This is a genomic window from Pseudomonas sp. B33.4, from assembly GCF_034555375.1.
Taxonomy (GTDB): Bacteria; Pseudomonadota; Gammaproteobacteria; order Pseudomonadales; family Pseudomonadaceae; genus Aquipseudomonas.
Window position 1 is genome coordinate 287,886 of the sequence record NZ_CP140706.1, and the last position, 26,429, is coordinate 314,314.

Consider the following 26,429-nt stretch of genomic DNA (forward strand, 5'->3'; position numbering starts at 1 on the left):
CGCCCTTTAGGGGCGGCTTTTTTGTGGGCGAAAACAAGACTAACTGGCAATATTCCCGCAGAAAATGGCCTTAACTACCAGAATACTGCCACTTAAAGAGCCAGCTTTTCGCCAATGCAGCGGTCAAAGATCGCCACTAGCCCCCGATAATCACATGACACAGCATCAATGTTTGCTGGGACCCAAGCGTCATCTTTAACGAGCCACCAATCGACTGGGAAGCCTGCGTTAATAATGATTTGTTCAAATAATAGACGTTGCGCTCGGCCATTACCTTCGCGAAAAGGATGGATGACATTCAAATCGCCATAAGCCTCAGCGATGTTCACCACAAGTTCTGGTTTGCCCATTCCCGCGAACCACGCCGAGCGCTCCATCACGCTAAAGATTTTTTGCGCTTCTGGAAGAATTCGCTCTGCAGTACAGAAAAATGTTTGTCCCTTTTTGATGTTAACGGTACGCAACTGCCCGGCCCAATCGTAAACATCGCAAAAAAGAGTTTTATGGGCGTGCTGCAGGACACTTAAATCATAAGGAGGGGGGAGAAGACGAAATCGACTGATCGCGATTTCCGAGAGCTCTCGCTCTGCTTTTTGCAGTTCTTCCTCAGAGTGGATGTCGAGCAAGTTACGCAGAACATCACTATGAGGGTAGCAATAGGGGTCTTGTCCGACCCCATATTTGTCCGTCATTAACGTGCAGTCTGACGATATTTTTCAATGACCGATTCCCTTGATGGAAGCGGTTTCTCGGCATCGGCACGGCTGGTATCGAAACCTTCCAGACGTAAGCTCGCCAGATAGTTTGACCGGCGTACTTTGTCGTAATAAGCCTGCTTCTGCTGGAACGTCAATTCGCTCATTTCATAGGCCTCTTGGTGCAGGACTCCAGTGTAGCGCAATCGTGTGGAGTGATAGGTCTGGATTTTCGATCCTTAAAGCGAGGCTGTTCATCGAGAGTCTGTTGGTTTTTTTGAATCATTTTGCCAGCCTTGGATATACGCGATGGTGCACATTCACCACGCAGAATTTCGTCAATTTCTCGCACGCTTTCCATCAGCTCATCAAAGAATTTGCTCATGGTTGCTCCCATGGTTGATTACCGTTTTTTTGATCGCTCTTACAGAGTGCAAAAGAGCGATACGATCACTCGATTTCAGGCTGGAGCCTTCCAGTTGAGCATCTGCTGCTGTGCGACTTGCAGCAGGTCACAGCCATCCTGCGTCAGCAGATAGAGGGCGTGGGTGATGTGGGGGATGTCTTCGACGTCGGCTTGTTTGAAGTTGAGGCAGTAGAGGGTGCGTAGCAGGTCGCTTGAAGCGCGCAGGCGCTGGACGGCGCATTCGAGGATGTCTTGTGGATTGGCCATTGTGTCGATGATCAGGGGCTTGGTGTCGGTGAGGTTGGATTCGAGTGGGCGGTAGCGATCAGGGGTAAGCGGGTTCCATGCTTTCATAATGTGTATTCCAGATGTCGTGAAGTGTCATCCCCACCGTGACCAAGCGATGGGAGGCGAACTGTGTTCAGGTTGGTCAACCGGAGGAACACACAATCCGGCACGCTCGAAAGCGTCCCGAACACAGTCACCATGAAGCATGCAGACATTTGAAGTGTCGGCAGCATACAACGGACGTGTTTGTGTGTTCCATCAGGTGACCAAGCCTGAGTCGCTGATTAGGCAGCGACAGTCACGACTATAGATTTGACTTACCAAGCTGCGATAGGCGGCAAGGGAGTCTGGGTTTGTAGGAATGGGACGAATACCAGATAGGCCATTGCTGTAGGTTTTTTCGTCCGTTCACGCGCCCACGGCCTTCAGCCAATAACCCGATACGCCGCCACATCCAGCACACTCGTCGTCAGCCCCGTCGCAGGCGCGTAGATCGGGCCTTTCACCGCCGAGAACGGCACGCCTTTGCTGCCCAGAGACACGTAGCGTTCGCCTTTATCCAGTTCGGTGAAGTAGGTGTAGGAGATGTTGTGCATCCGTTTGTACCGGGCTTCATCGCGGACGATGCCGTTGGTGAGGTTTTGCAGGTCGGTCTGGGTCAGGTTGAGGGTTTTGTTCAGTTGTACGCCCCAGCGCTTGAGGCACGTTTCGGCGTAGTGACGGACCACGCGGCCAGGTTCCACCAGGGTTTTCAGGTCGCTTGCGCTGGCAGGCACGCCACCGTCAGCTGTGCCGTTGCCGGCCATGGTCGCGTGGCGGCCGGCCATGGGGTAGACGCTGGTTTTGGTGCCGGTGGCGGTCTGTGGAATGACGCAGCTGAAACCCTTGGAGCGTTCATCGCGGGCATAGAAAGCGACATATTCTTTGACGTTGGCGCCGAGTTTGACCCGGTTTTCCTGGAAGTTTCCGATACCCGGAACAGGGTCCAATGCAAAGATGTTCACCGGAATGTTTTTAAGTTGGCTGTCCTTTAACATCGCATTGGCCAGCATGTGGCAACTTATACCGCCTCGGCTCCAACCCACCAGATTGACTTGAGTGGGAATGACAGCGTCTTTGCGAAACGTCTTGATAATCTGCTCCTGTAACTTCTGTTGGGTCACGCTGCGATCACCGTAGTTATATTTGCGCCAGAACCACGAACCTTCGACCTTTACATCCTCAATAGGAATCCCGGCGGCTTTAAGGCGGTTGTATTCGGCCTCGGTCAGTTGCTCGCGCTGCCAGTCGCATTTGCCCTTGATGACATTGACGGCATGCTGCACGTTTTCTTCCCAGCCTTTGCCGAACAGCGTGCCGGTGAGGCCGTACTCCTTGGTCTTGGTGAACAGGTCATCGGCTTGCAGGTTGCCGCTGCCGGGGCCGTCGACGACGATCCATTCGGCGAACTCACGGCCGGTATGGTTGGAAGCCAATGTGGAAACCAGTTCGCCGTCCCAGAAGTTTTCATGAGTTGTATCGAACTTGTTGGAACCCGTACCGCAAAAAAATATAGTTAAAACTGTCATGGTGTTGCTCTCGTTTAGTTGTAAGAGCGAACAAGTTAGTGTGAGTTGCATCTATAAATAAAGAGTTCTGGTGTTTCCGGATTTGTAGCAAGTTTTAGTTGTATGTTGTTTGTGGCGGTTTTTGTTTTGCAACTTCAAGCAGGTCGCAGCCATCCTGTATCAGTAAATAAAGTGCATTGACGATGTTGGGGATGTCTTTCACATCAGCCTGTTTGAAACATAAGCAATAAAGTGTTTCCAGTAAGTCACTGGCTGCGCGCAAGCGCTGATCGGCGGCATTGATCAGGTCGGTCTGGCTGGAGTGGCTGTCGATAAGCAGCACCGGGTTTTCGCTGTAGCAAGTCTTGAGTGGGCGATAGCGGTTGATCATGGTGAGGCGTGTCCTGTTCGAAGGCGCTGGGGCGGGCTGGCAGAGTGTTTGCAGCCGCGCCGGCCACTATAGAAGGGCGTTTCTCTGTGGGACAAGACAGCCGCAATGGACAGTATTCGTAGGGGTTTTTCCGTGGTTTGAGGAAATGCCCTACGTGTTTTCGCAGCTTTTTCAGGCCAAAACCCTTAGGCGTAATAATTCCTACTTGTTTGTCAGGCGATTCGCGGTAAACCGCTGTATCGTGCGCGCCAGAATCTGTAGGGCGTTTCCAAACGTCTGACACGCGCTTAAAGGGAATTAGGTATGCACTGGCTACGAATGGCCGCGATTTTATTGCTCGGGCTTAGCACCTGCCGTTTAACGATGGCCTCTGACGTTGGCAATGCATGGGTGCTGGATCGTCTCGATCGCACTGATTGGCCGGAAGCACTCATCAGCCAGGCGAGCATGGACACGGCGTCGCGCGGTGAAGTGTTGATGTTCGCCAAAGCGCTGTTGGCCAGCGAAGCGCTGGATGAAGAGGGGCTTGAGCAGCGACTCGGTGTGCAGCACGTGCAACTGAAGTCGATTCGCCATGTGCGCGATGGGCTCTGGGAGGGGCTGCTGAGCACCTATCGCAATGCCAGTCAGAACTGTGATGAACAGCCGTTCTGCCCGCGCGTGCGCAGTGTCGCTGACCTGCGCCAGTTGGCGGCAGCGTTCACTGGCGACATCAGCCCGGCCCATGAGCTGTGGGCCAGCAAAAGCCAGGACGTGCATGAGCAGATGCTGAACGAGCAGTTGCGAGTGGCGGTTTTGCGTCCCTGAACTTCAGGATTTTGCGTTGTTCTGACCGGCCTCTTCGCGAGCATGCTCGCTCCCACAGAGACCGTGGCGTTCAAGTAATCGCTGTATCATTCCGAATCGATTTGGCCCCGACCTTTTCTCGACTCGCTGCGATCGCCCGCTAGGCTGTTGGCATGGCAGCAGTCAATGGAGTGACAGCGAATGCACAACACCCTGGAACAGGTTTTTGGTTTTCAACAGTTTCGACCCGGTCAAGAAACCGCGATCAGCGCGGTACTGGCCGGGCGTTCGGCGGCGGCGATTTTTCCCACCGGTTCCGGCAAGTCGATTTGTTATCAATTGCCGGCGCTGATGCTGCCGCACCTGACGTTGGTGGTCTCGCCATTATTGGCGCTGATGCAGGATCAACTGGCCTTTCTGCAGCGTCACGGGATCTCGGCAGGCAGCATCGATTCGGCGCAGAGCCGCGATGACGCCAATGATGTGATGGCCCGCGCCCGTTCGGGTGAGTTGAAGATTCTGATGATCTCGGTTGAGCGTTTGAAGAACGAGCGCTTCCGCAACTTTTTGCAGCAGGTGCCGATCTCGCTGCTGGTGGTGGACGAGGCGCATTGCATCTCGGAATGGGGCCACAACTTCCGCCCAGATTACCTCAAGCTGCCGGACTACCAACGCCAGTTCAACATCCCGCAGACCTTGCTGCTGACGGCCACGGCAACGCCGAAAGTCATTGCCGACATGCAGGCCAAATTCGCTATCGCCGCTGACGATGTGGTGACCACCGGCTTCTACCGGCCCAATCTCAATCTGCTGGTGGAACCGGTGCGTGGTCAGGACAAGCGTCGGCGTCTGGTGCAGTGGATGAGCGAGCGTGCCGGCCAGCCGAGCATCGTCTACGTGACCTTGCAGAAAACCGCCGAACACATCGCCGAACACCTTGAGCGCAACGGCATTCAGGCCGAGGCGTATCACGCCGGTTTAGCCCACGACAAACGCGAAGCGATCCAGAAGCGCTTCATGGCCGGGCAATCCAATTGCATCGTCGCGACCATCGCTTTCGGCATGGGCATCGACAAGAGTGACATCCGCAATGTGGTGCACTTCGATCTGCCCAAATCCATCGAAAACTACAGTCAGGAAATCGGCCGCGCCGGACGCGACGGGCAGCCATCGGACTGTCTGGTATTGGCCAATCGCGACAGCCTCAATGTGCTGGAAAACTTCGTCTACGGTGATACGCCGGAGCGCGAGGGTATTCGCTATGTACTCGACGAACTGAAGGCTTCGGTGCCGGAAGGGCAATGGGAGTTTCTGCTCGGGCCATTGGCGGATCAGAGCAATATTCGCTCATTGCCGCTGAAAACATTGCTGGTGCAACTGGAGCTGCGCGGTTTGATCGCGCCGCGCTATGCCTATTACGCCGAATACCGTTTCAAATACCTGTTGGAACCCGAAGCGCTGCTTGAGCGTTTCGACGGTGAGCGCAGGGATTTCGTCGCCGCGATCGTTCAGACCTCGGCGCGTGCACGCACCTGGGCCACGGTGAATTTCGAGGCGATGTACTCGCAGTATTCCGCCGAACGCAATCGAGTGGTGAAGGCGCTGGATTACTTTCAGGAAAAGGGCTGGGTCGAACTGGAAAGCAAGCAGATGACCGAGGTCTACAGCCTGCTGAACAGCGACTTTGACAGTGATGTCCTGAGCACTGAGCTGCATGAATATTTCACCCGGCATGAGCAGGCTGAAGTGGCGCGCATCCACGCGATGCTTGAAGTGTTCGCCACCGAGCGCTGCCTGGGCTATCGCCTGGCCGAGTATTTCGGTGATCACAATGCGCCTCAGCAGTGTGGGCATTGTTCGGTGTGTCATGGCCAGGTTGCGCGATTGCCGGCACCGCCGGAGTTGCCCCCGCTTGTGGATAAAAACTTTGCGGCGTTGTGTGGTGATTTTATCCACAGGCATGAGCAGCACACCGGGGTTATTCCGACAGCAGAGCGGCTGACGAGGTTTCTGTGCGGGATCAGCGTGCCGTTGTTTACCAAGCTCAAGGCGCGAGCGATTCCCGGGTTTGCGGCGCTGGAAGAGTATCCCTATGCGCAAGTCCGCAGCTGGGCTGACGATCATTTGCTCGGTTGAAAAAAATCCTGTGGGAATCAGGGCACCTGCATCCATCCGCTGAATGTCGATCATCACGGTAATAAACTTCAAAAATCGTCGTTGGCTGACTATGGTGAGACCAGTCTTTGGATCGCCAACAAGAGAACAACATGAGCCAGACATCCTTCGATATTCAGCAGGCCGCCGTAATCGGCGCGGGCACCATGGGCCGTGGCATTGTCATGTGCCTGGCGAATGCCGGCGTGAGCGTACAGTGGGTGGATAACAATCCACAGATGCTTGAGCAGGCACTCGTCACCGTGGCCGAGACTTATGCACACAACGTGCGGCAAGGGCGGATTGATCAGGCCGAGGCGGATGCGCGTATCGCTCGGGTCAGTGCGGCGGCGGATTACGCGGCGATTCGCAATGTTGATCTGGTGATCGAGGCGGTGTACGAAAATCTTGAGCTGAAGCAGAAGATCTTTCGTGAACTCGATGGCTTGCTCAAGCCCGAGGCATTGTTGGCGAGCAATACTTCGGCGCTGGATATCGATGCGATTGCTGCCGCGACAAGGCGCCCGGAGCAAGTGCTGGGCCTGCATTTCTTCAGCCCGGCGCACATCATGAAACTGCTGGAGATCGTGCGCGGTGCGCAGACTTCGCCGGCCGCGCTGGAAGCAGCGCTGGTGCTTGGCAAGCGTATGGGCAAGGTCAGTGTGGTGTCGGGCAATTGCCACGGGTTTATCGGCAATCGCATGTTGCATCCGTATGTGCTTGAGGCGCGCAAAATGTTGCTTGAAGGCGCTTATCCACAGCAGATCGACGCGGCGCTGCAAGGTTTTGGTTTTGCCATGGGGCCGTTTCGCATGTACGACGTCGTCGGCATCGATCTGGAGTGGCGTGCGCGCGAATTGGCCGGCAAGGGTCAGGATGCGCCTGAGGTTCAGGTGGATAACCGCTTGTGCGAGCTGGGCCGGTTCGGGCAGAAGTCCGGCAATGGCTATTACCATTACGAGCCGGGCAGTCGTCAGGCTGAGCACGATCCTGAGGTCGATGCGCTGGTGTTGCAGGTCAGCGAAGGGTTGGGTTTCCAGCGCCGTGAGATCGGTCCTGAGGAGATTCTGGAGCGCTGCCTGCTAGCACTGGTCAACGAGGGCGCGAAGATTCTGCAGGAAGGTATTGCCGAGTCCGCGCACGATATCGATCTGGTGTATCTGAATGGCTACGGCTTTCCGGCGGACAAGGGCGGGCCGATGGCGTGGGCGGATCAGCAAGGGCTGGTGGACATTCATCAGCGCTTGCTGGCGCTGGAGACGCGGCAAGGTGATCAGTGGAAACCGGCGCGGTTGATTGGAGAGTTGGCGGCGCAAGGGAAGGGGTTTGCTCAAGCTTAGTGTTACGGCGAAAATCTATCCCCCTCACCCCAGCCCTCTCCCCCCAAGGGGGCGAGGGGGAAAGGGAGCCGATTTTCGTGTGTTTCAGAATTTGAGTTCGAATCGAAAGCCTCAGGTCGGTGTATTCCGAGAAAACACCTCGGTCAGTCCCCTCTCCCTCTGGGAGAGGGCTAGGGTGAGGGCAAGCGGCCTCACTGAAAACACAAGAGAATCAGCCCAACCATGTCCACCCCTCAGCGCACCGACTACCCACACTTCCAGCCCATCACCACGCGCTGGCACGACAACGACGCCTACGGTCACGTCAACAACGTCACCTACTACAGTTTCTTCGACACGGCGGTGAACACCTATCTGATTCAGGTCGGTGGTCTGGATATCCATGACGGCGAGGTGGTGGGATTCGTGGTCAGCTCTGCGTGTGATTATTTCGCTTCGATCGCGTTTCCGGATCTGATCGAGATCGGTCTGCGGGTCGGCAAGTTGGGCAACAGTTCGGTGCAATATGAACTGGCGGTGTTCAAGGTCGGCGAAAGTGAAGCGTGTGCAGCCGGGCGCTTCGTTCACGTGTTCGTCGATCGGGCGAGTAATCAGCCGGTGCCGATTCCTGCCCGGTTGCGCGAGGCGCTGGGGCGTCTGGTGGTTTGAGAAAGGCAAAAAAAAATCGCAGCCCTCGGGCTGCGATTTTTATTCAAGCATTCGCCTTAACGATGGCGATAGTACTTGTGATGCTTGCGGTGGCCGTAGGCATGGCCGCGACCACGGTGGTCGTCGCGATAGTAGCGGCGATCATCATGGCGACGGTCGTAGCGACGATCGTCGTCATCGCTCTTGTTGCCCATGTAGTTGCCCAGCGCGCCACCGGCGCCGCCACCTGCTGCGGAGCCGATCAGGCTGCCGGTGGTGCCGCCCATGCTGCGGCCGACTACGTTACCGCCGGCTGCGCCCAACGCACCACCGATGGCGGCTTCGCCACGGCTGCGTTTGTCGGCACCAACCGCGCTACCACCCGCGCCGCCCAAGGCTGCGCCGATGGTGGAACCTGTATTGCCGCCTAAAGACTGACCGACGACCGAGCCAAGAACCCCGCCCAATGCGCCGCCCACACCTGCTTCGGTGGTGCCGCCTGCAGACGCCAAACCACTGACCAGGCCAAGGGACAACAAGAGAATCGAGGAGAACTTCATAGATGAGCCTCAAAGGGATGACGGCGCCGATCCTGAGGCTGTGTAACAAGCGTGACAATCGAAATCCGACGAATAACACGACTTGTATACAATTTTGCAAGTTGCTGTTTTATCAGCGGAACTTAACCGATTTTCGCCGGTCTTTAGCTACTTCGGACAGGCCGTTTTTGTGAAAAATCGGCCTTTTTTGTGGGCGTTGAAAAGAGACAAATGCAGAGAAGTTCGTTGCATCTAAAACCGCTATCGCGAGCAGGCTCACTCCTACAGTGACCGCGTTCCTACAGGTAAAACACGATCAACTGTAGGAGTGAGCCTGCTCGCGATGGCAATCGGACTGACACCGGGTTAAGCCGACTTGGCCATGATCAACCCGGTCTCACTCGCCGCCTCCAACCGGATCGCAATGAACTTCGACGTCGGCGTATGGCTACCATCCCCGGTGCTTTCCAGCGGCACCAACGGATTCACTTCCGGGTAGTAAGCAGCTGCCTGCCCGGCCGGAATATCAAATGCCAACAGGGTGAAGCCCTTCACCCGACGCTCACGACCATCGTCCCACAGTGACACGATGTCGGCCTTCTGCCCAGGCCGGAAGCCCAGACGAATGATGTCGGCCTCATTGGCGAACAGCACATCACGCTGGCCTTTCACCCCGCGATAACGGTCGTCGAGACCATAAATCGTCGTGTTGTACTGATCGTGGGAGCGCATCGATTGCAGGATCAGGTCTGGCAGTTGCCCGGTGGCGCGGGTGCGCTCGTGCACCAGATCTTTCGGCAGCATATTGGCGCGGAAATTGGCCCGGCCCGACGGCGTATTCCACTTGCGCGCGCCAGCGCTGTTGCCGAGGTAGAAACCGCCTGGGTTCTTGATCTTCTCGTTGAATTCTTTGAAGTTGGGAATGGTGTCAGCGATCAGGTCGCGGATGCGCCCGTAATCGGCCACCAGCCAGTTCCAGTCCACCGGTTTGCTGCCCAGTGTGGCGGCAGCGATGCCGGCGATGATCGACGGCTCGGAGCGCATCTGGTTCGACAGCGGCTGCAACTGACCGTTGGAAGCGTGCACCATGCTGAACGAGTCTTCCACGGTGACCGCTTGCGCGCCTTCAGTCTGGATGTCGATGTCGGTCCGACCGAGGCACGGCAGGATCAGCGCGTCCTTGCCGTGAGCCAGATGGCTGCGGTTGAGTTTGGTGCTGATCTGCACGGTCAGGTCGCAATTGCTCAGTGCTTCGAACGTGCGCGGACTGTCCGGCGTTGCTTGGGCAAAGTTTCCGCCCAGACCGATGAAGACTTTGGCGCGTCCCTCGGCCATCGCATGGATCGCCTCGACCACGTTATGGCCGTTGTGGCGCGGCACCTTGAACTGGAAGCGTCGCTCCAGCGAGTCAAGGAACGCCACCGGCGGACGCTCGTTGATGCCCATCGTGCGGTCGCCCTGCACGTTACTGTGGCCGCGCACCGGGCACAGACCCGCACCCGGCTTGCCGATGTTGCCGCGCAGCAGCATCAGGTTGGCGATTTCCTGGATGGTCGGCACCGAATGGCGGTGCTGGGTGATGCCCATCGCCCAGCACATGATCACGTTTTTGCCTTTGGCGTACATGCGCGCGGCTTGCTCGATTTCGACGAGGGTCAGGCCGGATTGCTCGACGATCTGTTCCCACGGGGTATCGTCGACGACACCGAGGTACTCCAGCACATTGGCGCTGTGAGCGTTGAGGAAGTCGTGATCGAACACAGCAGGCTCGCCAGCCTTCTGCGCATCGCGCTCCCACTGCAGGAGGAACTTGGCCATGCCGCGCAGCAGCGCCATGTCGCCACCGAGGGCCGGACGGAAATACGCGGTGTTGGTCGGCTTGTCACCGTTGGTGAGCATTTCGATCGGGTGTTGTGGGTGCTGGAAACGTTCCAGGCCGCGTTCCTTCAACGGGTTGATGCACACCACTTGCGCACCGCGCTTCACTGCTTCACGCAGCGGTTCGAGCATCCGTGGGTGGTTGGTGCCGGGGTTCTGGCCCCAGACGAAAATCGCGTCGGCGTGTTCGAAATCGTCGAAGGTCACGGTGCCTTTACCGACGCCGACGCTTTGCGCCAACGCCACACCGCTGGCCTCGTGGCACATGTTCGAGCAGTCAGGGAAGTTGTTGGTGCCGTAGGCGCGCACGAACAGCTGATACAGATACGCCGCTTCGTTGCTGGCGCGACCGGAGGTGTAGAACTCGGCCAGATCCGGGCTCGGCAGACTTTGCAGGTGTTTGGCGATCAGCGTGTAGGCGTCATCCCAACTGATCGGCTTGTAGCGATCGGTTTCGGCGTCGTAAACCATCGGTTCGGTGAGACGACCCTGATATTCCAGCCAGTAGTCGCTCTGCTCCAGCAGCGAAGTCACGCTGTGCTTGGCGAAGAATTTGGCGTCCACGCGACGCTTGGTCGCTTCCCAGTTCACTGCTTTGGCGCCGTTCTCGCAGAACTTGACCATGCCGCTTTCCGGCGAGTCGCCCCACGCGCAACCCGGGCAGTCGAAGCCGCCGTTCTGGTTGGTCTTGAGCATCATGCGCAGGTTTTTCAGGGCGTTGTCGCTGGTCAACCAGGCCTGAGCCACACTGATCAGGGCACCCCAGCCGCCGGCGGCACCTTTGTAAGGCTTGTAGCGCGGGACAGGTTTCTGGTCGGCTTGATGATGTTGGCTCACGCTTGATTCTCCATCGCGGGGCTATACACCCGCGGCGCACTTTTCTGCGGCAGGTGGATGAGATTGAGGTTGTGTCGACGGGCCCATTGCACGGCAAGACCCGTGGGCGCGGACAGGCTGACCAGGGTCTGGATGCCGGCGCGCAAGACTTTCTGGATCAATTCGAGGCTGCAACGGCTGGTGACAATCGCCAGTCCGCCTGCTGTGGATATCTTTTGCCGGATCAGTCCGCCGATCAGTTTGTCGAGGGCGTTGTGCCGGCCGATGTCTTCGCGCCCGAGCAGCAATTCGCCGCTGGCGTTCATGAACACCGCCGCATGCACCGCACCGCAATGCTGACCCAAAGGCTGAAATGCGCCGATGCGCTGACGCAAACCGTCCAGCCATTCAATCGGTGGCAACGGCGCGCCGGGCAGGACCTTGAGATCGGGCAGCGCCTGTTCCACCGCTTCAACACCGCAGAGTCCGCAACCGCTGGTGCCCGCCAGTTGCCGACGTTGTTGCTTGAGGTTCCAGAAAGCGCGGTTGGCGATGGTCACTTGCGCGTATTGCGCAGAACCGGCGCCGGTCAGTTGCAGGTCATAAATGTCAGTGGCGTCGATGATGATGCCGCTGCCGAGACTGAAACCGACGATGAAGTCTTCAAGATCGGTCGGCGTCACCAGCATTACCGCCTGACTGATGCCGTTGTAGGCGATCGCCAACGCGACTTCCTCGGCCAGCGCGGTGCTGGCCGATTCCTCGCGGGGTAAATCGCTGTAACTGTAGGTCTGGCTGGCGGCAGGCGCGGGCGTTTCAATTGCAGGCGCCGCGCAGGCTGGGCGCTTGGCGTTCATGGCATCACCGACGGTTTGATCAACGTTAAGACTAGGCGCGGCAACTTGTCGCGTCTAATCGCTACTGTCGATCTATCGATAGATGCCGTCGATCAAGCGTCGTCTGGCGATTGTTGATAAAGCGCGAAACAGGCCTCGGCCAGCGCCGAGCGTGGCGCTCCGCGGCGCATGATCAGGCCGAGCGGGGCGAGCGTTTGAGCGTTTTCGATGGGTTGCAGGCGCAGGTGATCGGTGAGTTTTTCCAGACCACCGTCGAGCGGCATGATCGCGCAGCAAAAGCCGCCGTGTACTGCTTGTAACAATTGATGCACGGCGTCGGTTTGCAGCAAGGGTTGCGGGGTCAGGCCGCGGCTGTGGAAGTTGTGGTCGATGGACTGGCGAAAATGCATGCCGCTGGTGAGCATGCCCAGCGGCAGTTCGATCAGCGATTCCCAGCTCAACGGTGCGTCACCGAAGGTAAAGGTTCGCTGGTCGTATAAAAGGCCCATGCGGGTTTCGTTGAAGGCCAGTGATTCGAAACGTTCGTTATCCAGGCGATCCAGATAGGACACGCCGAGGTCGATACGGTTGTTCGCCAGATGTTCGAGAATCTGTTCTGAACTCAGCGCCGACATTTCGAAACGCAGGTTCGGGTGGGCGCTGTGCAGACGTTGCATCAATGGCAGCGGATCGAAACTCGACAGCGGCACCACGCCCAGTCGCAGCGTGCCGATCAGGTTGCCACGACACGCCGCCGCTTCCGCGTGCAAACCGTCATAAGCCGCCATCACCGAGCGTGCCCACGCCAGCACGCGTTCACCCGGCGCGGTGAAACCTTCGAAGCGCTGGCCCCGGTTGACCAGCGGCAGGTCAAGTTCTTCTTCGAGGCTGCGCAGGCGCATCGACAGGGTTGGCTGGGTGATGTGGCAACGCGCGGCGGCCTGGCCGAAGTGGCGGGTTTCGTCGAGGGCGATGAGGAATTTCAGCTGCTTGATGTCCATCTTCGCTCCAGGCGCTGGCAGGGGTGGGGGATTCTACCGTTTCGGCGGTGGCAGGGTCATTGGTCGGCTTGGAACCGGGTTTGTCCGGGGTGGTCTAGGCTTGGACGACTGAACCTTTATTCCATGGAGAGAACCACGATGAGCCTTTTTAGTTTTGTTAAAGAAGCTGGTGAGAAGTTGATCGATCTGCTGACCCCGGGCAACGCCAATGCCAGTGAGCAGTTGAAGGAACACATCAGCAAGGTCGGCCTGGGCAATCCGAATGTGCAGGCGACCGTGGATGGCGACAAAGTGACTGTCACCGGTGAAGTCGCGAGTCAGGAAGAGAAAGAGAAGATTCTGCTGGCGGTGGGCAATATTGCCGGGGTTGGCAGCGTGGATGATCAGATCACCGTCAGCGGGCCAGTTGTCACTGCCGCACAATTTGTCGTGGTCAAGTCGGGTGACACTCTCAGCGCGATTTCTCTGCGCGTGTACGGGGATGCCAACAAGTATCAGAAAATTTTCGATGCCAACAAACCGATGCTCAAGGATGTGAACAAAATCTATCCGGGGCAGACTCTGCGTATTCCTGAGTAACACAAAAACCCTGTAGGAGCTGCCGCAGGCTGCGATCTTTTGACTTTGATTTTTAAAAAACAGATCAAAAGATCGCAGCCTTCGGCAGCTCCTACAAAGATCAAAGACCAGCGATCAGATTGCGGTAATCCTCTACGGCCGCAAACTCAGCGGTGTCCTTCGGCCCTTTGCGACTGTCCGGCTCTTTCACCGCCAGCAAATGCGCCACACCAAAATCCCGCGCACTGCGCAGAACCGGCAAGGTATCGTCGATAAACAGACTGCGCGCCGGATCAAAACCGATATCCGCCTGCAAGGCATCCCAGAACTGCGGGTTCTCCTTGGGGAAACCGTAGTCATGCGAGCTGATCAGCCGCTCGAAATATGGCGCCAGTTCGATTCGCTCAAGCTTCAGCGACAGTGAGTCGCGGTGCGCGTTGGTGATCATGATCACCCGTTTACCGGCGCGTTTGATCGCTTCCAGAAAGGTATCGGCATCCGGCCGCAAGGCAATCAGGTGCGCAGTTTCCAGCTTTAATTCACGCACCGACAACTTCAGCTCGGCACTCCAGAAATCCAGGCAGTACCACTGCAACTGGCCGGCATGGCGTTCGAACAACGGCTGCAATTCCATTTCGGCCATGGCCCGGCTGACCCCGTGCAGTTCGGCGTAACGCTGGGGCAGATGTTCCAGCCAGAAGTGATTGTCGAAGTGCAGATCCAGCAGCGTGCCGTCCATGTCGAGCAGAACGGTATCGATGTCGGACCACGGTAATGTAGGCATGGCAACGTCTCGAACGGTAGAAAGATATCCGACATAAACAATCGGGAAAGCCGCGTTATAGTAGCGCGTTCACGCCTAGGAGCTTTGCATGCGCCAGAAACCCACCGTACTTGCCCGCGAGATCGTCGCCACCAGTCGCCTGTTTTGCGTTGAAGAACTCAAACTGCGTTTTTCCAACGGCGTGGAACGCACGTATGAGCGTCTGGTCGGCAAAGGTGCGGGCTACGGCGCGGTAATGATCGTGGCGATGCTGGATGCTGAACACGCAGTGCTGGTCGAAGAGTATTGCGGCGGTACTGACGAATATGAGTTGTCCCTGCCCAAAGGCCTGATCGAGCCCGGCGAGGATGTATTGGCAGCGGCCGAGCGCGAACTCAAGGAAGAGGCGGGTTTTGGCGCTCGGCAACTGGAACATCTGACCGAGCTGTCGCTGTCGCCCGGTTACATGAGCCAGAAGATCCAGGTGGTCCTGGCCACTGATTTGTATGAGGAGCGTCTGGAAGGCGATGAGCCGGAGCCGATGCGCGTCGATAAAGTGAACCTGCGCGAACTGTCGTCGCTGGCGCTCAATCCGCAATTTTCCGAAGGTCGCGCGCTGGCTGCACTGTATTTGACCCGCGATCTGCTGACCCAGCGCGGGTTCTTTCCAGCATGAGTGAGATGTCGATGAATTTTCCCCACCCGTTGATGGCGCCAGTGGTTGAGCTGGCATTGCAGGCTGGCGCGGCGATTCTGCCGTTCTGGCGTGTTGGCGTTGAAGTCACGGCCAAGTCCGATGACTCGCCGGTGACGGCGGCGGATCTGGCCGCGCATCACCTGATCCTTGCCGGGCTGACGGCGCTGGATCCAAGCATTCCAGTGTTGTCGGAAGAAGACGCCAACATTCCCCAGAGCGTGCGCGCCGGTTGGCAGCGCTGGTGGTTGGTGGATCCGCTGGATGGCACCAAGGAGTTCATCAGCGGCAGTGAAGAGTTCACCGTCAACATTGCGCTGATCGAAAACGGTCGGGTTGTGTTTGGGGTGGTGTCGATGCCGACTAACGGTCGCTACTACGTCGGCGGCGCTGGCCTCGGTGCCTGGCGTTGCGATCAGGACGGCACGCCGGTTTCGATTCAGGTGCGTGATGTGCCCGGGCCGGGTGAAGCGTTCACCGTGGTCGCCAGTCGTCGACACTCCAGCCCCGAGCAAGAGCGTTTGCTGGCGGGTTTGAGTGCCAGCCTCGGTGAATTGCAGTTGGCCAATATTGGCAGCTCGCTGAAATTTTGCCTGGTGGCGGAAGGCGCGGCGGATTGCTATCCGCGACTGGCGCCGACCTCGCAGTGGGACACGGCGGCGGCGCAGGGTGTGCTCGAAGGGGCGGGTGGTGAGGTGCTGGATCTGCGCGGGGATGCGTTCTGCTATCCAGCGCGGGAATCGCTGCGCAATGAGTTCTTCTTGGCGTTGCCGGCGAAGGCAGCCTGGCGTTCGCAATTGTTGGAGTTGGCTCGGGGTTAAATGGGCTGATCCGAAATCCCCCTCACCCCAGCCCTCTCCCCCAGGAGAGAGAGCCGATCGAGTTGTCTTGCGTCTCACATCGACCTGAAAGATTGGGTCGATTGTGGATTCGGCAAAGCGCCTTCAGGTCGGTGTACTTCTGAAGCATCCCCCAATCAGTCCCCTCTCCCTCAGGGAGAGGGCGAGGGTGAGGGGCTGTTGATCTTCAACGGTGCAAAACGTACTGCCCGGTAAATGTCACGGCGTCTTCTTCGCTGCCCTGATTGACGATCCGCGTATCGAGCATCAACCGCGCCCGCCCATAACGCCGATACATCGCCAGAAACCTCTTCCACACCGCCACATCAGGCGCCGGGCAAATCGCTGTGGCATCCCCCGTCACTGGCAGCGGGTAACTGATCTGCCCCTCCTGAATCACAATGTGCCCGTCGGTGATGCCTTCTTCCTTCAAACGCAAATGCAACCAGCCCCATCCGGCCAGCACTGCGCCGCAGTAGAGGCTGCCGCCGAACATGGTGCTCTTGTGATTGACGTTCGGCTCGAGTGGCAAATGCAGACTCAACTGCTGTTCATGCCAGTCGAGCACTTTGAGGCCCATGTCTCGTGTCAGCGGGATGTCGTGATGCAGGACCGACTCCAGATAGCGAGTGTCTGTGCTCATTCGTTCTCGTCCCCATGGCTGCTGTCGCCAAAGTTGAGGCCATGCTTGCGCAACTTGTCATGCAGGGTCTTGCGCGGAATGCCCAAGGCTTCGGCGAGGCTGCGCACGGAGCTGTGGGAGCGCGCCAGTTCGGCCGCGATCAATGATTTTTCGAAGTTTTCCACTTGCTCGCTGAGGCCGCCGTTGATGACTTCGACCGTGGTGCTGCCACCGCTTTCGGCGCCAGCGTTATCCAGCGCCAGTTCCAGACCGAGGGCAAAACGTTCGGCGGCATTCTGCAGTTCGCGCACGTTGCCCGGCCAGGTGTGGCGCAGCAGCAAGGCGCGTTGGGCCGGTTGCAGTTCGTGGGGCGGCAGGCCGTGGCGGGCGCTGGCTTCATCGGCGTAATGCTGGAACAGCACCAGTGCATCTTCGCCGCGTTCGCGCAGTGGCGGAATGCGCAGTGGCGCAACGTTGAGGCGGTAATACAAGTCGGCGCGGAAGCGCCCCTGATCGGCGGCCTGGCGCAGGTCTTCCTTGGTCGCGGCGATCACGCGGATGTCCAGCGGGATCAGTTGATTGCCACCCAGGCGCTCGACCACGCGCTCCTGCAACATGCGCAGCAACTTCACCTGCACGTCCATGCTCATGCTTTCGATTTCATCGAGAAACAGCGTGCCGCCATTGGCGAATTCGAACTTGCCGATCCGGCGTTTTTGCGCACCGGTGAACGCGCCGGGTTCGTGGCCGAACAGTTCGCTTTCCACCACCGACTCGGCCAGTGCGCCGGCGTTGATCGCCACGAACGGGCCGTTACGGCGGCTGGATAAATCGTGCAGTGCACGGGCGACGACTTCTTTGCCGGCGCCGGTTTCGCCGAGGATCAGCACGTCAGCCTTGGTCGCGGCCAACGCGCCGATCTGCTCACGCAGGCGCAGCATGGGCGTCGAGTGGCCGACCAGACGTGCACTCAATTCGTTGCGATCGCTGAGGGCCAGGCGCAGGCTGCGATTGTCCAGCACCAGTCGACGCAAGGCGAGGGCGCGGCGCACGCTGTCGAGCAGCGCATCGCTGGCAAACGGTTTTTCAAGAAAGTCATAAGCGCCGGCACGCATGGCCTGCACCGCCAGCGGCACGTCGCCGTGCCCAGTGATCAGCAGCACGGGTAATTCCGGATCCTGCGCGTGCAATTCGCTGAGCAACTCCAGACCGTCCATGCCCGGCATGCGGATGTCACTGACCACCACGCCTGGCCAGTCACGCTCCAGCTGAGCGGCCAGACCCTTGGCTTCGGACAGCGGCAGAATTTTCAGGCCAGCAAGGTCCAGGGTCTGGCCGAGGGCCTGACGCAGGTGCGGATCGTCGTCGATCAACACCACCTGAATGCGATTGTCGATGGTCATGCACTTCGATCCTCGGACGGTTGCAGGCTGACCCCGGGCGCACCGGCGCGCAGCCGCAGGGTAATCAAGGCGCCACCTTGCTTGTGGTTGGCGAACGACAGTTCACCGCCGAAGGCGCGCATCAGCGTTTCACAAATGGCCAGCCCCAAACCCAGGCCCTGCGTGCGGGTCTTGGTGGTGTAAAAGGGTTCGCTGGCGCGGCCGAGGGCTTCCATGCAAAAGCCCGGGCCGTTGTCGCGAATGTACAGATTGACGCCCTCGGCGGTGGATTCGGCACTCAGCCACAGTTTGCGCGGCGGGCCTTTCTCGGTGAGCGCATCGAGGGCGTTGGCCAGCAGATTGCCGAGCACCTGGCGCAAGCGAGTTTCGCCGGCCTCGACCCACAGAGTAGCGGCGGGCAAATCGCGGATCAGCTCAACGTCCATGCTGCGGCGACGTTTGGCCAGCAGCGCCAAGGCATCGTCGAGCGCCGGTTGCAGGGCTACGCTTTCCGGGGCGTGGCGATCGCGCCGAGCGAAGGCGCGCAGGTGAGCAATGATCGAGGCCATGCGCCCGGTCAGTTCGCTGATCAATTTGAGGTTGCCGCGCGCGTCGTCGGTGCGCTGATGATCGAGCAGCACTTCGGCGTTTTCCGCGTAGCTGCGGATCGCTGCCAGCGGCTGATTGAGTTCGTGGCTGATACTCGCTGACATGGTCCCCAGCGCCGACAGCTTGCCAGCCTGGACCAGATCATCCTGGGCGCGCACCAGTTCTTGCTGGGCTTGCTCACGCTCCAGAACTTCTTCCTTCAGGCGCCGATTGAGGCCCTCGAGGTCGCTGGTGCGTTCCGCCACACGACCTTCCAGTTCACGGCGTGCCTTGGCTTCGAACGCAATACGTTCCAGATAATGCCGGCGGCGCTGCATCATCAGGCCGAGCAGTAACATCACCACCAGCAGCGTGGCGCCGCCGATGGCGACCACGGTGCGCACCGGGCGGTCGATCAGCGTGCGCGGGGCAAGAATGCTGACACTCCAGCCGGTTTCGGCGATGTCGTGGGTCTGGATCAGCCACGCAGTCGGGCTAAGATTCAGCGGCCGCGGGTCGCGGGTCGGGTAAGGCTGGATAGCGGTGATCGCCGAGCGTTCGCTGTCGCTCAAGTTACGAGTCGAACGAAAGCGCCATTCCGGCCGTGAGGTGAGGATGACCACGCCGTTGTGGTCGGTGACCAGCAGTTGTTCCGGGGTTTTACCCCACAGGCTTTCGGTGTGGTCCAGGTCAACCTTGATCACCAGCACACCGATGATTTTTTCGCCGTTACGCACGGCGGCGGCAAAGAAATAACCGCGCTTGGCCGACGTCGTGCCGAGGCCGAAGAAGCGCCCGAGGCGTCCGGCCATGGCTTCACTGAAGTACGGACGAAACGAGAAATTGCGGCCGACAAAACTGTCGTGCTTGTCCCAGTTCGACGCCGCCAGCGTCTGGCCGCTGGTGTCCATCAGGTACATGACTTCGGCGCCGGTTTGCGCGGCGATGTTCTTCAGCAGGCGGTTGGCATTGCCTTGGGTGACGCCGTCGTCCGGCGCGCCAAGTACCGAGCGCAGGGCCGGCAGATCGCCGAGGATTTGCGGCAACACTTCGTAGCGGTGCAGGGTGCCCAGCAGGTTGGCGACGTACAGGTCGAGGGTCTGACGGTTTTGCCCGGCCAGTTCACTGCGGTAGTAACGTTCGGCGAGATGCTCCAGCGGCCACAACAGCGGCGCCAGACACAGGGCCAGCAGCGCAAGGCTGCGCCAGCGGGGTCTGCGGGGGAGGGTTGGTTTCATAAGCCGGATGCGCCTGTAGGGACAGGCGCATTATGCCCGGCCTCAGGCGAAGACGTCAGCGTCCTTGAGCAGCGCTGCGGCTTGATCCTTGGCGGACAGCTTCGGCGCTTCGTCCAGCTGCCAGTCGATGCCCAGAGCCGGATCATCCCAACGAATGCTGCGCTCGGACGCCGGGTCGTAGTAGTTGGTGGTCTTGTAGAGGAACTCGGCGAACTCGCTCAGCACCACGAAACCGTGGGCAAAACCTTCCGGCACCCACAGTTGACGATGATTGTCGGCAGAAAGACGTACCGCTACGGATTTGCCGAAGTGCGGCGAGCTGCGGCGAATATCCACGGCCACATCCAATACTTCGCCAACCGTCACGCGGACCAGTTTGCCCTGAGTGTTTTGCAGTTGGTAATGCAGGCCACGCAACACGCCTTTTTGCGAACGCGAGTGGTTGTCCTGGACGAATTTCGTGTCCAGACCGGTGGCGTCCTGGAACGACTTGGCATTGAAGCTCTCGTAGAAAAAACCGCGCTCGTCACCAAACACCTTCGGTTCGATGATCAGGACACCGGGCAGGTCGGTGGTGATTACATTCATGAGGATTTCCATAGGCAGGTGTGAATGGCCGACATTCTTGCGCAAAGTGCCGGAGGGTGCGAGTGCTGCAAGACAAATAGCCCGGATACCTTTGCGCGGTTGGGGGTTGCGGATCCGGTCCGGCAATGGCGATATAGGCGCCTAATAAAATTTCAGGGGTCGTTTCATGCCGCTCGCCACGTTGATTCATCGCGCCAGTTTGCCCAGCCCGCAGGTGTCTGCCGAGCAGGCCCGGCAATGGCTGGCGGAGCATTACGGCCTCAGCGGCACGTTGCAGGCGCTTGGCAGCCAGCAGGATCTGAATTATCGCGTCGACAGCCCGCGCGGGCGGTTTGTGCTGAAAATCTGCCGTGGCGATTACGCCTTGGTGGAGCTGCAAGCCCAGCACGCCGGTCTCAAGTACCTGGCCGAGCATTCTGCGGTGACGGTGCCGCGGGTGATCGCGGCCAATAACGGCGCGGATCTGCTGTCACTGGAGGTCGGCGGCGAAGCCGTTCATGTGCGGCTGCTGGATTACATCGAAGGCCAGCCGCTCACGCACCTCGATCACCTGGGGCGTGACGTGGTGGCCGGGTTTGGCCGGCTCTGCGGTGAGATGGATCTGGCGCTGGTCGGGTTCGACCATCCGGGCCTTGAGCGCACGTTGCAGTGGGATGCCCGCCACGCCAGTGCACTGATCAGCCATTTGCTGCCGGTGATCAAGGATGAGCAGCAACGCGCATTGATCGCCGATGCTGCCGAACAGGCCGAGCGCCGTTTGCAGCCGTTGCAGGGCGAGCTGCCGGTGCAGGCGATCCACATGGACATCACCGATGACAACGCTGTCTGGGCGCGCGATGTCCAGCGGCACTGGCAGTTGCAGGGCGTGATCGACTTTGGCGATCTGGTGCGCACCTGGCGCATCACCGATCTGTCGGTGACCTGTGCGGCGTTGCTGCATCACGCTGGCGGCGATCCGTTTGTGATCCTGCCGGCGGTTCAGGCCTACCACGCGGTCAACCCGCTGCAACACGAAGAGCTGCAAGCGCTGTGGCCTTTGATTGTGGCGCGCGCGGCGGTGCTGGTGCTCAGTGGCGAGCAGCAGGTCAGCATCGACCCCGCAAACAGTTACAGCCGCGACAATCTCACCCATGAGTGGGAGATCTTCCGCGTGGCCACTTCGGTGCCGCAGGCACTGATGGAAGCGGCGATCCTCACGGCCGTCGGTCACACCTTGCCGACGATCGACAGCGCAGGTTTTGCGCCCTTGCTGCCCGGTCTGGTCGGGCGTGAATTTGCCCTGATCGATCTCGGTGTCCTGAGTCCGCATTTCGAGGCCGGCAACTGGGAGCAGGCAGGCATTGATCAGCACCTGTTGAACGAAGCGGCGACTGCCCATGGTTTGGCGGCAAGCCGTTATGGTCAGTACCGTTTGTCACGCACTCGTCCCGACAGTGCGGTAGAGCCGGACACGTTCCCGCTGCATGTGGAACTGCGCGTGCCCGATGGCACCGCGGTGGAAGCCCCGTTTGCCGGCGTGCTGCATCAGGCGGCGGACGGTGTGCTGCAGCTGGATGGTCCACAGCTGAGCGTTCGTCTGTGGGGCGTGACACCTTCGCTGCACAGCGGCGCGGCGCTGGTCAAAGGTCAGGTGCTGGGTGCGGTCAGCGGCCCGTTGCGGGTGCAGTTGTGCCGCGGTGCGCAGCTCGATGCGCCGTTGTTTTGCACCCCGGCGCAAGCAGCCGCTTGGCAGGCGCTGTGTCCCTCGCCGGCCGCGCTGTTAGGCCTGGCTTGCGATGCAGAGCCGGAGCTGGACGCGAAAACCCTGCTCGAACGCCGCGATGCCAGTTTCGCCCGTACGCAAAAACACTACTACGTCGACCCGCCGCGCATCGAACGTGGCTGGCGCAATCATCTGATCGATATGCAGGGCCGCTCCTATCTGGACATGCTCAACAATGTTGCGGTGCTCGGTCACGGTCATCCGCGCATGGCAGCGGTCGCGGCGCGCCAGTGGTCGTTACTGAACACCAACTCGCGGTTCAACTATGCGGCGGTGGCGGAGTTTTCCGAGCGCTTGCTGAAACTGGCACCGGAAGGCATGGATCGAGTGTTTCTGGTCAACAGCGGCAGCGAGGCCAATGACCTGGCGATTCGTCTGGCGTGGGCCTACAGCGGTGGGCGCGACATGATCAGTGTGCTCGAGGCCTATCACGGCTGGACGGTCGGCGCCGATGCGGTATCGACCTCGATCGCCGACAACCCGAAAGCGTTGGAAAGCCGCCCGGACTGGGTGCATCCGGTACCGGCGCCAAACACTTATCGCGGTGAATTCCGTGGCCTCGATTCGGCGCCGGATTACGTGCGCAGCGTTGAGCATCACCTGGCAAAACTCGCCGAGCACAAGCGCCAATTGGCCGGGTTTATCTGCGAGCCGGTGTATGGCAATGCCGGCGGCATTTCGCTGCCGCCGGGTTATCTGAAACAGGTTTACGCCTTGGTGCGTGCGCAGGGCGGCGTGTGCATCGCCGATGAAGTGCAGGTTGGTTACGGGCGCATGGGCCGTTTCTTCTGGGGCTTTGAAGAACAGGGCGTGGTGCCGGACATCATCTGCATGGCCAAGGGTATGGGCAACGGTCAGCCACTGGGGGCGGTCATCACTCGCCGGGAAATTGCCGAAGCGCTGGAGGCTGAGGGTTATTTCTTTTCGTCAGCGGGTGGCAGTCCGGTCAGTTGCCAGATCGGCATGGCGGTGCTCGATGTCATGGAAGAAGAAAAGCTCTGGGAGAACGCGCAGGTGGTCGGTGGCCACTTCAAGGCGCGGCTCGAAGCGTTGATCGATAAACATCCGCTGGTGGGCGCAGTGCACGGTTCCGGGTTCTATCTCGGACTTGAGCTGATCCGCAATCGCGAGACGCTGGAACCGGCGACCGAGGAGACCGCATTGCTCTGTGATCGCTTGCGTGAGCTGGGGATTTTCATGCAGCCGACCGGTGATGATCTGAACATTCTCAAGATCAAACCGCCGATGGTGACGCCACGCCAGAGTGTCGACTTCTTCGTCGACATGTTGGATCGGGTGCTCACCGAGGGCCTCTGACACTCACCCCATGTAGGAGCTGCCGAAGGCTGCGATCTTTTGATCTTGTCTTTCAATAGCAAAATCAAGAGATCGCAGCCTTCGGCAGCTCCTACATGGATACGGTTGTAATTCGATTTGTATCGGCTTTCTTTGCGCTAAATTAGACGAAATGCATTTTCGTAGCTTCTAAAGCCGATATTTATCGGCTATAAAGTCGCCATTGCTCCGGCATGGCGTCTCGCTGTCCGGTGCGCGCGTTTTCTTTTCGGTCGAATTGTCGACCGTCAAAGCACTTGCCCGGAGATGATTCATGAGCCGTATCGTTACCGTCGCCGCCACTCAGATGGCCTGTTCGTGGGATCTGCCAGCCAACCTCGAAATCGCTGAAAGGCTGGTGCGCGAAGCCGCCGCCAAAGGCGCGCAGATCATCCTGATTCAGGAGCTGTTCGAGGCGCCGTACTTCTGCCAGAAGCCGAACCCGGACTACCTGCAACTGGCGACGACGGTGGAAGACAACGTCGCGATCAGGCACTTCCAGAAAGTCGCCAAAGAACTGCAAGTGGTGCTGCCGATCAGCTTCTATGAGCTGGCCGGCCGCGCGCGTTTCAACAGCATCGCGATCATCGACGCCGACGGCAGCAACCTCGGGATTTATCGTAAAAGCCACATCCCGGACGGCCCGGGCTACCACGAGAAGTATTACTTCAACCCGGGCGATACCGGTTTCAAAGTGTGGAACACCCGATACGCGAAGATTGGCGTGGGCATCTGCTGGGATCAGTGGTTCCCGGAAGCCGCACGCAGCATGGCGTTGCAAGGGGCGGAAATTCTCTTCTATCCAACGGCAATTGGCAGCGAGCCGCACGACAAGACTATCTCGTCGCGCGATCACTGGCAGCGTGTGCAACAGGGCCATGCCGGCGCCAACCTGATGCCGCTGATCGCCAGCAACCGCATCGGCAATGAAGAACAGGACGGCTACGACATCACGTTCTACGGCTCTTCGTTCATCGCCAACCAGTTCGGCGAAAAAGTGCAGGAGCTGAATAAAACCGAAGAAGGTATTCTTGTGCACACTTTCAACCTCGACGAGCTCGAACACATTCGCAGCGCGTGGGGTTCATTCCGTGACCGCCGTCCGAACCTGTACGGCGCGTTGAAAACCCTCGACGGTTCCCTGGAGTCCTGATCCCGATGACCACCTTGAAAAGTACCCCGCGCGCCGACGGCTTTCACATGCCGGCCGAGTGGGCGCCACAGACGCAGACCTGGATGATCTGGCCAGAGCGCCCGGACAACTGGCGTCTTGGCGGCAAACCGGCGCAAGCCGCACACGCAGCAGTGGCCAAGGCCATTGCGCGCTTTGAACCGGTGACCGTTGCCGTTTCCGCCGGCCAATACGAAAACGCCCGCGCGCGTCTCGACGTGCCGAATATCCGCGTGGTCGAGATGTCCAGCGATGACGCTTGGGTACGCGACAGCGGCCCGACCTTCGTCATCAACAACAGCGGCGAAGTGCGCGGTGTGAACTGGGACTTCAACGCTTGGGGCGGCTTTGACGGCGGCCTGTACTCGCCGTGGAATCGTGACTCGCAGGTGGGCGGCAAGATCCTTGAGATCGAACGCAGCCCGCGTTATCGCACCGAAGGTTTTGTGCTCGAAGGCGGTTCGATTCACGTCGACGGCGAAGGCACGCTGATCACCACCGAAGAATGCCTGCTCAACCGCAATCGCAACCCGCATCTGGGCCGCGAAGAGATTGAAGCGGTGCTGAGCGCCAATCTGTCTGTGGATAAAATCATCTGGCTGCCGGACGGTTTGTTCAACGACGAAACCGATGGCCATGTGGATAACTTCTGCTGTTACGTGCGTCCGGGTGAAGTGCTGCTGGCGTGGACCGACGATCCGCAGGATCCGAACTACCCGCGCTGCCAGGCGGCAATGAAAGTCCTGCAAAGCAGCACTGACGCCAAGGGTCGCCCATTCACGGTGCACAAAATGCCGATTCCGGGGCCGCTGTTTGCCACCGAAGAAGAGTGCGCCGGTGTCGATCCGGTGGACGGCACGCAGGAGCGCAATCCGTCGGTGCGCCTGGCTGGCTCCTACGTGAACTTCCTGATCGTCAATGGCGGCATCATTGCGCCGAGCTTTGACGATCCGATGGATGCCCCGGCCAAGGAAATCCTGCAGAAACTCTTCCCGCAGCACGAAGTGGTGATGGTACCGGGCCGCGAACTGTTACTGGGTGGCGGCAATATCCACTGCCTTACCCAACAGCAACCCGCGCCGCACAACGAGTGAGTTGAGTCGTAACAGCTTGAGTTGATTAACAAATCAGCCGAGCAATGATTAGCTCGCTATGCATGCAAAGAAGCCCGCAGCCCGGTTGGACTGCGGGCTTCTTTGTATCCGCTTGTCGACAAATGCGAAACCTTGGCATAGCTCTTGTATTCATCACCCGTGCACTAGGGAGGGGGGAGAACTTCAACAGTTCTGTCATAAACCTTGGATAACGTAGCCGCTCACGAACGGGGAGAGAGCGCTGAAATGAACGCCGAAGTGAACGTAGTCAGCGAGCGGACGTTGCATCCCATGGCCGTTAACGGCGAATCGCTCCAGATTGTCGCGCACTGGTTGAAGTCCAATGGAACGCGTCAGATCAGGCAACCTGATCCGCGCCGGATGATGATCGAGCGTTACCCCGCTGACCTGTTCAGCGAGGCCGAACTGGATGCGTTGTGGGCTGTGATGGAAGGATAAGAAGAACAACAGGGATTGGTAAAAGCGCTGCC

The 26,429-nt window shown here is 59.1% G+C and carries 26 protein-coding genes; 11 read left to right on the forward strand and 15 right to left on the reverse strand.

Annotation, left to right across the window (positions count from 1 at the left end; translation table 11 throughout):
• Nucleotides 1-92 precede the first annotated feature (92 nt).
• From U6037_RS01250 to U6037_RS01275, 6 genes are all read right to left on the reverse strand, one after another.
• Nucleotides 93-692, reverse strand: coding sequence for a Fic/DOC family protein (locus U6037_RS01250; protein WP_126359108.1), 600 nt, complete (start codon nucleotides 690-692; stop codon nucleotides 93-95).
• The gene (locus U6037_RS01255) at nucleotides 692-862 is read right to left on the reverse strand and encodes a YhfG family protein (protein ID WP_007917944.1); all 171 of its coding nucleotides are present in this window, start codon (nucleotides 860-862) and stop codon (nucleotides 692-694) included. The genes U6037_RS01250 and U6037_RS01255 overlap by 1 nt, the downstream gene beginning before the upstream one ends.
• Nucleotides 859-1,080 carry a hypothetical protein gene (locus tag U6037_RS01260; protein WP_232013057.1) on the reverse strand — a complete coding sequence of 74 codons (222 nt, stop codon included), beginning with the start codon at nucleotides 1,078-1,080 and terminating at the stop codon, nucleotides 859-861. Before U6037_RS01260 ends, U6037_RS01255 begins: the two co-directional genes overlap by 4 nt.
• A gap of 75 nt (nucleotides 1,081-1,155) precedes the next feature.
• Nucleotides 1,156-1,455, reverse strand: a complete 300-nt coding sequence (locus tag U6037_RS01265) for a hypothetical protein (protein ID WP_126359110.1) — start codon at nucleotides 1,453-1,455, stop codon at nucleotides 1,156-1,158.
• Between the two features lie 359 nt (nucleotides 1,456-1,814).
• Nucleotides 1,815-2,957 carry a hypothetical protein gene (locus tag U6037_RS01270; protein WP_322845536.1) on the reverse strand — a complete coding sequence of 381 codons (1,143 nt, stop codon included), beginning with the start codon at nucleotides 2,955-2,957 and terminating at the stop codon, nucleotides 1,815-1,817.
• A gap of 94 nt (nucleotides 2,958-3,051) precedes the next feature.
• A complete protein-coding gene (locus tag U6037_RS01275; RefSeq protein ID WP_322845537.1) occupies nucleotides 3,052-3,327 on the reverse strand; it encodes a hypothetical protein in 276 nt (91 codons plus the stop codon).
• Nucleotides 3,328-3,630: 303 nt separating this feature from the next.
• Between U6037_RS01275 and U6037_RS01280 the strand changes: the two genes are divergently transcribed.
• From U6037_RS01280 to U6037_RS01295, 4 genes are all read left to right on the forward strand, one after another.
• Nucleotides 3,631-4,134, forward strand: coding sequence for a polysaccharide deacetylase (locus tag U6037_RS01280; RefSeq protein WP_322845538.1), 504 nt, complete (start codon nucleotides 3,631-3,633; stop codon nucleotides 4,132-4,134).
• 180 nt (nucleotides 4,135-4,314) lie between these two features.
• Entirely contained in the window at nucleotides 4,315-6,249 is a 1,935-nt protein-coding gene (locus U6037_RS01285) for an ATP-dependent DNA helicase RecQ (RefSeq protein ID WP_322845539.1), read from the forward strand.
• Between the two features lie 131 nt (nucleotides 6,250-6,380).
• Entirely contained in the window at nucleotides 6,381-7,607 is a 1,227-nt protein-coding gene (locus U6037_RS01290) for a 3-hydroxyacyl-CoA dehydrogenase (protein WP_322845540.1), read from the forward strand.
• A 222-nt stretch (nucleotides 7,608-7,829) separates the two neighbouring features.
• Complete coding sequence (locus tag U6037_RS01295; protein WP_322845541.1) at nucleotides 7,830-8,255, forward strand: thioesterase family protein; 426 nt, start codon at nucleotides 7,830-7,832, stop codon at nucleotides 8,253-8,255.
• A gap of 56 nt (nucleotides 8,256-8,311) precedes the next feature.
• Here the strand turns inward: U6037_RS01295 and U6037_RS01300 are convergent, their stop codons facing one another.
• The 4 genes from U6037_RS01300 to U6037_RS01315 form a co-directional block, all read right to left on the reverse strand.
• Nucleotides 8,312-8,794, reverse strand: a complete 483-nt coding sequence (locus U6037_RS01300; protein ID WP_034151892.1) for a glycine zipper domain-containing protein — start codon at nucleotides 8,792-8,794, stop codon at nucleotides 8,312-8,314.
• Nucleotides 8,795-9,139: 345 nt separating this feature from the next.
• Entirely contained in the window at nucleotides 9,140-11,488 is a 2,349-nt protein-coding gene (locus U6037_RS01305) for an FdhF/YdeP family oxidoreductase (protein WP_322845542.1), read from the reverse strand.
• Entirely contained in the window at nucleotides 11,485-12,324 is an 840-nt protein-coding gene (gene fdhD, locus U6037_RS01310; protein WP_322845543.1) for a formate dehydrogenase accessory sulfurtransferase FdhD, read from the reverse strand. Before fdhD ends, U6037_RS01305 begins: the two co-directional genes overlap by 4 nt.
• A 92-nt stretch (nucleotides 12,325-12,416) precedes the next feature.
• Nucleotides 12,417-13,304 (reverse strand): LysR family transcriptional regulator, encoded by an 888-nt coding sequence (locus U6037_RS01315; protein ID WP_322845544.1) that lies wholly within the window; start codon nucleotides 13,302-13,304, stop codon nucleotides 12,417-12,419.
• Nucleotides 13,305-13,442: 138 nt separating this feature from the next.
• Here U6037_RS01315 and lysM point away from each other — a divergent pair, with 138 nt between their 5' ends.
• Nucleotides 13,443-13,883, forward strand: a complete 441-nt coding sequence (gene lysM, locus U6037_RS01320; protein ID WP_322845545.1) for a peptidoglycan-binding protein LysM — start codon at nucleotides 13,443-13,445, stop codon at nucleotides 13,881-13,883.
• Nucleotides 13,884-13,983: 100 nt separating this feature from the next.
• On the opposite strand, the gene yrfG is transcribed toward lysM, so the two are convergent.
• Nucleotides 13,984-14,646 (reverse strand): GMP/IMP nucleotidase, encoded by a 663-nt coding sequence (yrfG, locus tag U6037_RS01325; RefSeq protein ID WP_322845546.1) that lies wholly within the window; start codon nucleotides 14,644-14,646, stop codon nucleotides 13,984-13,986.
• 88 nt (nucleotides 14,647-14,734) lie between these two features.
• On the opposite strand from yrfG, the gene nudE reads away from it, so the two are divergent.
• Together nudE and cysQ are read left to right on the forward strand one after the other, a co-directional pair.
• On the forward strand, nucleotides 14,735-15,301 hold the full coding sequence (gene nudE, locus U6037_RS01330) for an ADP compounds hydrolase NudE (RefSeq protein WP_077570256.1): 567 nt from the start codon (nucleotides 14,735-14,737) through the stop codon (nucleotides 15,299-15,301).
• Between the two features lie 5 nt (nucleotides 15,302-15,306).
• Nucleotides 15,307-16,140 (forward strand): 3'(2'),5'-bisphosphate nucleotidase CysQ, encoded by an 834-nt coding sequence (gene cysQ, locus U6037_RS01335; protein ID WP_322847271.1) that lies wholly within the window; start codon nucleotides 15,307-15,309, stop codon nucleotides 16,138-16,140.
• A gap of 205 nt (nucleotides 16,141-16,345) precedes the next feature.
• Here the strand turns inward: cysQ and U6037_RS01340 are convergent, their stop codons facing one another.
• The 4 genes from U6037_RS01340 to rfbC are packed head-to-tail and all read right to left on the reverse strand — an operon-like array spanning nucleotide 16,346 to nucleotide 20,576.
• Nucleotides 16,346-16,801: a YiiD C-terminal domain-containing protein gene (locus tag U6037_RS01340; protein ID WP_322845547.1), complete on the reverse strand. Its 456-nt coding sequence runs from the start codon at nucleotides 16,799-16,801 to the stop codon at nucleotides 16,346-16,348.
• Nucleotides 16,798-18,183 carry a sigma-54-dependent transcriptional regulator gene (locus U6037_RS01345; protein ID WP_150649951.1) on the reverse strand — a complete coding sequence of 462 codons (1,386 nt, stop codon included), beginning with the start codon at nucleotides 18,181-18,183 and terminating at the stop codon, nucleotides 16,798-16,800. Before U6037_RS01345 ends, U6037_RS01340 begins: the two co-directional genes overlap by 4 nt.
• Nucleotides 18,180-19,988 (reverse strand): sensor histidine kinase, encoded by a 1,809-nt coding sequence (locus tag U6037_RS01350; RefSeq protein WP_322845548.1) that lies wholly within the window; start codon nucleotides 19,986-19,988, stop codon nucleotides 18,180-18,182. The genes U6037_RS01345 and U6037_RS01350 overlap by 4 nt, the downstream gene beginning before the upstream one ends.
• A 42-nt stretch (nucleotides 19,989-20,030) precedes the next feature.
• A complete protein-coding gene (gene rfbC, locus U6037_RS01355; protein ID WP_322845549.1) occupies nucleotides 20,031-20,576 on the reverse strand; it encodes a dTDP-4-dehydrorhamnose 3,5-epimerase in 546 nt (181 codons plus the stop codon).
• Nucleotides 20,577-20,742: 166 nt separating this feature from the next.
• Between rfbC and U6037_RS01360 the strand changes: the two genes are divergently transcribed.
• The 4 genes from U6037_RS01360 (at nucleotide 20,743) to U6037_RS01375 (ending at nucleotide 26,397) form a co-directional block, all read left to right on the forward strand.
• Nucleotides 20,743-23,655 carry an aminotransferase gene (locus tag U6037_RS01360; RefSeq protein WP_322845550.1) on the forward strand — a complete coding sequence of 971 codons (2,913 nt, stop codon included), beginning with the start codon at nucleotides 20,743-20,745 and terminating at the stop codon, nucleotides 23,653-23,655.
• A gap of 292 nt (nucleotides 23,656-23,947) precedes the next feature.
• Complete coding sequence (aguB, locus tag U6037_RS01365) at nucleotides 23,948-24,826, forward strand: N-carbamoylputrescine amidase (RefSeq protein ID WP_322845551.1); 879 nt, start codon at nucleotides 23,948-23,950, stop codon at nucleotides 24,824-24,826.
• A 5-nt stretch (nucleotides 24,827-24,831) separates the two neighbouring features.
• Nucleotides 24,832-25,938, forward strand: a complete 1,107-nt coding sequence (aguA, locus tag U6037_RS01370) for an agmatine deiminase (protein ID WP_322845552.1) — start codon at nucleotides 24,832-24,834, stop codon at nucleotides 25,936-25,938.
• A gap of 246 nt (nucleotides 25,939-26,184) precedes the next feature.
• Complete coding sequence (locus U6037_RS01375) at nucleotides 26,185-26,397, forward strand: hypothetical protein (protein ID WP_016986304.1); 213 nt, start codon at nucleotides 26,185-26,187, stop codon at nucleotides 26,395-26,397.
• Nucleotides 26,398-26,429: the final 32 nt, after the last annotated feature.

Bases quoted from the DNA above. Each gene is read 5' to 3' on its own strand.
- U6037_RS01250 (WP_126359108.1), bottom strand. From the start codon at position 692: ATGACGGACAAATATGGGGTCGGACAAGACCCCTATTGCTACCCTCAT.
- U6037_RS01255 (WP_007917944.1), bottom strand. From the start codon at position 862: ATGAGCGAATTGACGTTCCAGCAGAAGCAGGCTTATTACGACAAAGTA.
- U6037_RS01260 (WP_232013057.1), bottom strand. From the start codon at position 1,080: ATGAGCAAATTCTTTGATGAGCTGATGGAAAGCGTGCGAGAAATTGAC.
- U6037_RS01265 (WP_126359110.1), bottom strand. From the start codon at position 1,455: ATGAAAGCATGGAACCCGCTTACCCCTGATCGCTACCGCCCACTCGAA.
- U6037_RS01270 (WP_322845536.1), bottom strand. From the start codon at position 2,957: ATGACAGTTTTAACTATATTTTTTTGCGGTACGGGTTCCAACAAGTTC.
- U6037_RS01275 (WP_322845537.1), bottom strand. From the start codon at position 3,327: ATGATCAACCGCTATCGCCCACTCAAGACTTGCTACAGCGAAAACCCG.
- U6037_RS01280 (WP_322845538.1), top strand. From the start codon at position 3,631: ATGCACTGGCTACGAATGGCCGCGATTTTATTGCTCGGGCTTAGCACC.
- U6037_RS01285 (WP_322845539.1), top strand. From the start codon at position 4,315: ATGCACAACACCCTGGAACAGGTTTTTGGTTTTCAACAGTTTCGACCC.
- U6037_RS01290 (WP_322845540.1), top strand. From the start codon at position 6,381: ATGAGCCAGACATCCTTCGATATTCAGCAGGCCGCCGTAATCGGCGCG.
- U6037_RS01295 (WP_322845541.1), top strand. From the start codon at position 7,830: ATGTCCACCCCTCAGCGCACCGACTACCCACACTTCCAGCCCATCACC.
- U6037_RS01300 (WP_034151892.1), bottom strand. From the start codon at position 8,794: ATGAAGTTCTCCTCGATTCTCTTGTTGTCCCTTGGCCTGGTCAGTGGT.
- fdhD (WP_322845543.1), bottom strand. From the start codon at position 12,324: ATGAACGCCAAGCGCCCAGCCTGCGCGGCGCCTGCAATTGAAACGCCC.
- U6037_RS01315 (WP_322845544.1), bottom strand. From the start codon at position 13,304: ATGGACATCAAGCAGCTGAAATTCCTCATCGCCCTCGACGAAACCCGC.
- lysM (WP_322845545.1), top strand. From the start codon at position 13,443: ATGAGCCTTTTTAGTTTTGTTAAAGAAGCTGGTGAGAAGTTGATCGAT.
- yrfG (WP_322845546.1), bottom strand. From the start codon at position 14,646: ATGCCTACATTACCGTGGTCCGACATCGATACCGTTCTGCTCGACATG.
- nudE (WP_077570256.1), top strand. From the start codon at position 14,735: ATGCGCCAGAAACCCACCGTACTTGCCCGCGAGATCGTCGCCACCAGT.
- cysQ (WP_322847271.1), top strand. From the start codon at position 15,307: ATGTCGATGAATTTTCCCCACCCGTTGATGGCGCCAGTGGTTGAGCTG.
- U6037_RS01340 (WP_322845547.1), bottom strand. From the start codon at position 16,801: ATGAGCACAGACACTCGCTATCTGGAGTCGGTCCTGCATCACGACATC.
- U6037_RS01345 (WP_150649951.1), bottom strand. From the start codon at position 18,183: ATGACCATCGACAATCGCATTCAGGTGGTGTTGATCGACGACGATCCG.
- U6037_RS01350 (WP_322845548.1), bottom strand. From the start codon at position 19,988: ATGAAACCAACCCTCCCCCGCAGACCCCGCTGGCGCAGCCTTGCGCTG.
- rfbC (WP_322845549.1), bottom strand. From the start codon at position 20,576: ATGAATGTAATCACCACCGACCTGCCCGGTGTCCTGATCATCGAACCG.
- U6037_RS01360 (WP_322845550.1), top strand. From the start codon at position 20,743: ATGCCGCTCGCCACGTTGATTCATCGCGCCAGTTTGCCCAGCCCGCAG.
- aguB (WP_322845551.1), top strand. From the start codon at position 23,948: ATGAGCCGTATCGTTACCGTCGCCGCCACTCAGATGGCCTGTTCGTGG.
- aguA (WP_322845552.1), top strand. From the start codon at position 24,832: ATGACCACCTTGAAAAGTACCCCGCGCGCCGACGGCTTTCACATGCCG.
- U6037_RS01375 (WP_016986304.1), top strand. From the start codon at position 26,185: ATGAACGCCGAAGTGAACGTAGTCAGCGAGCGGACGTTGCATCCCATG.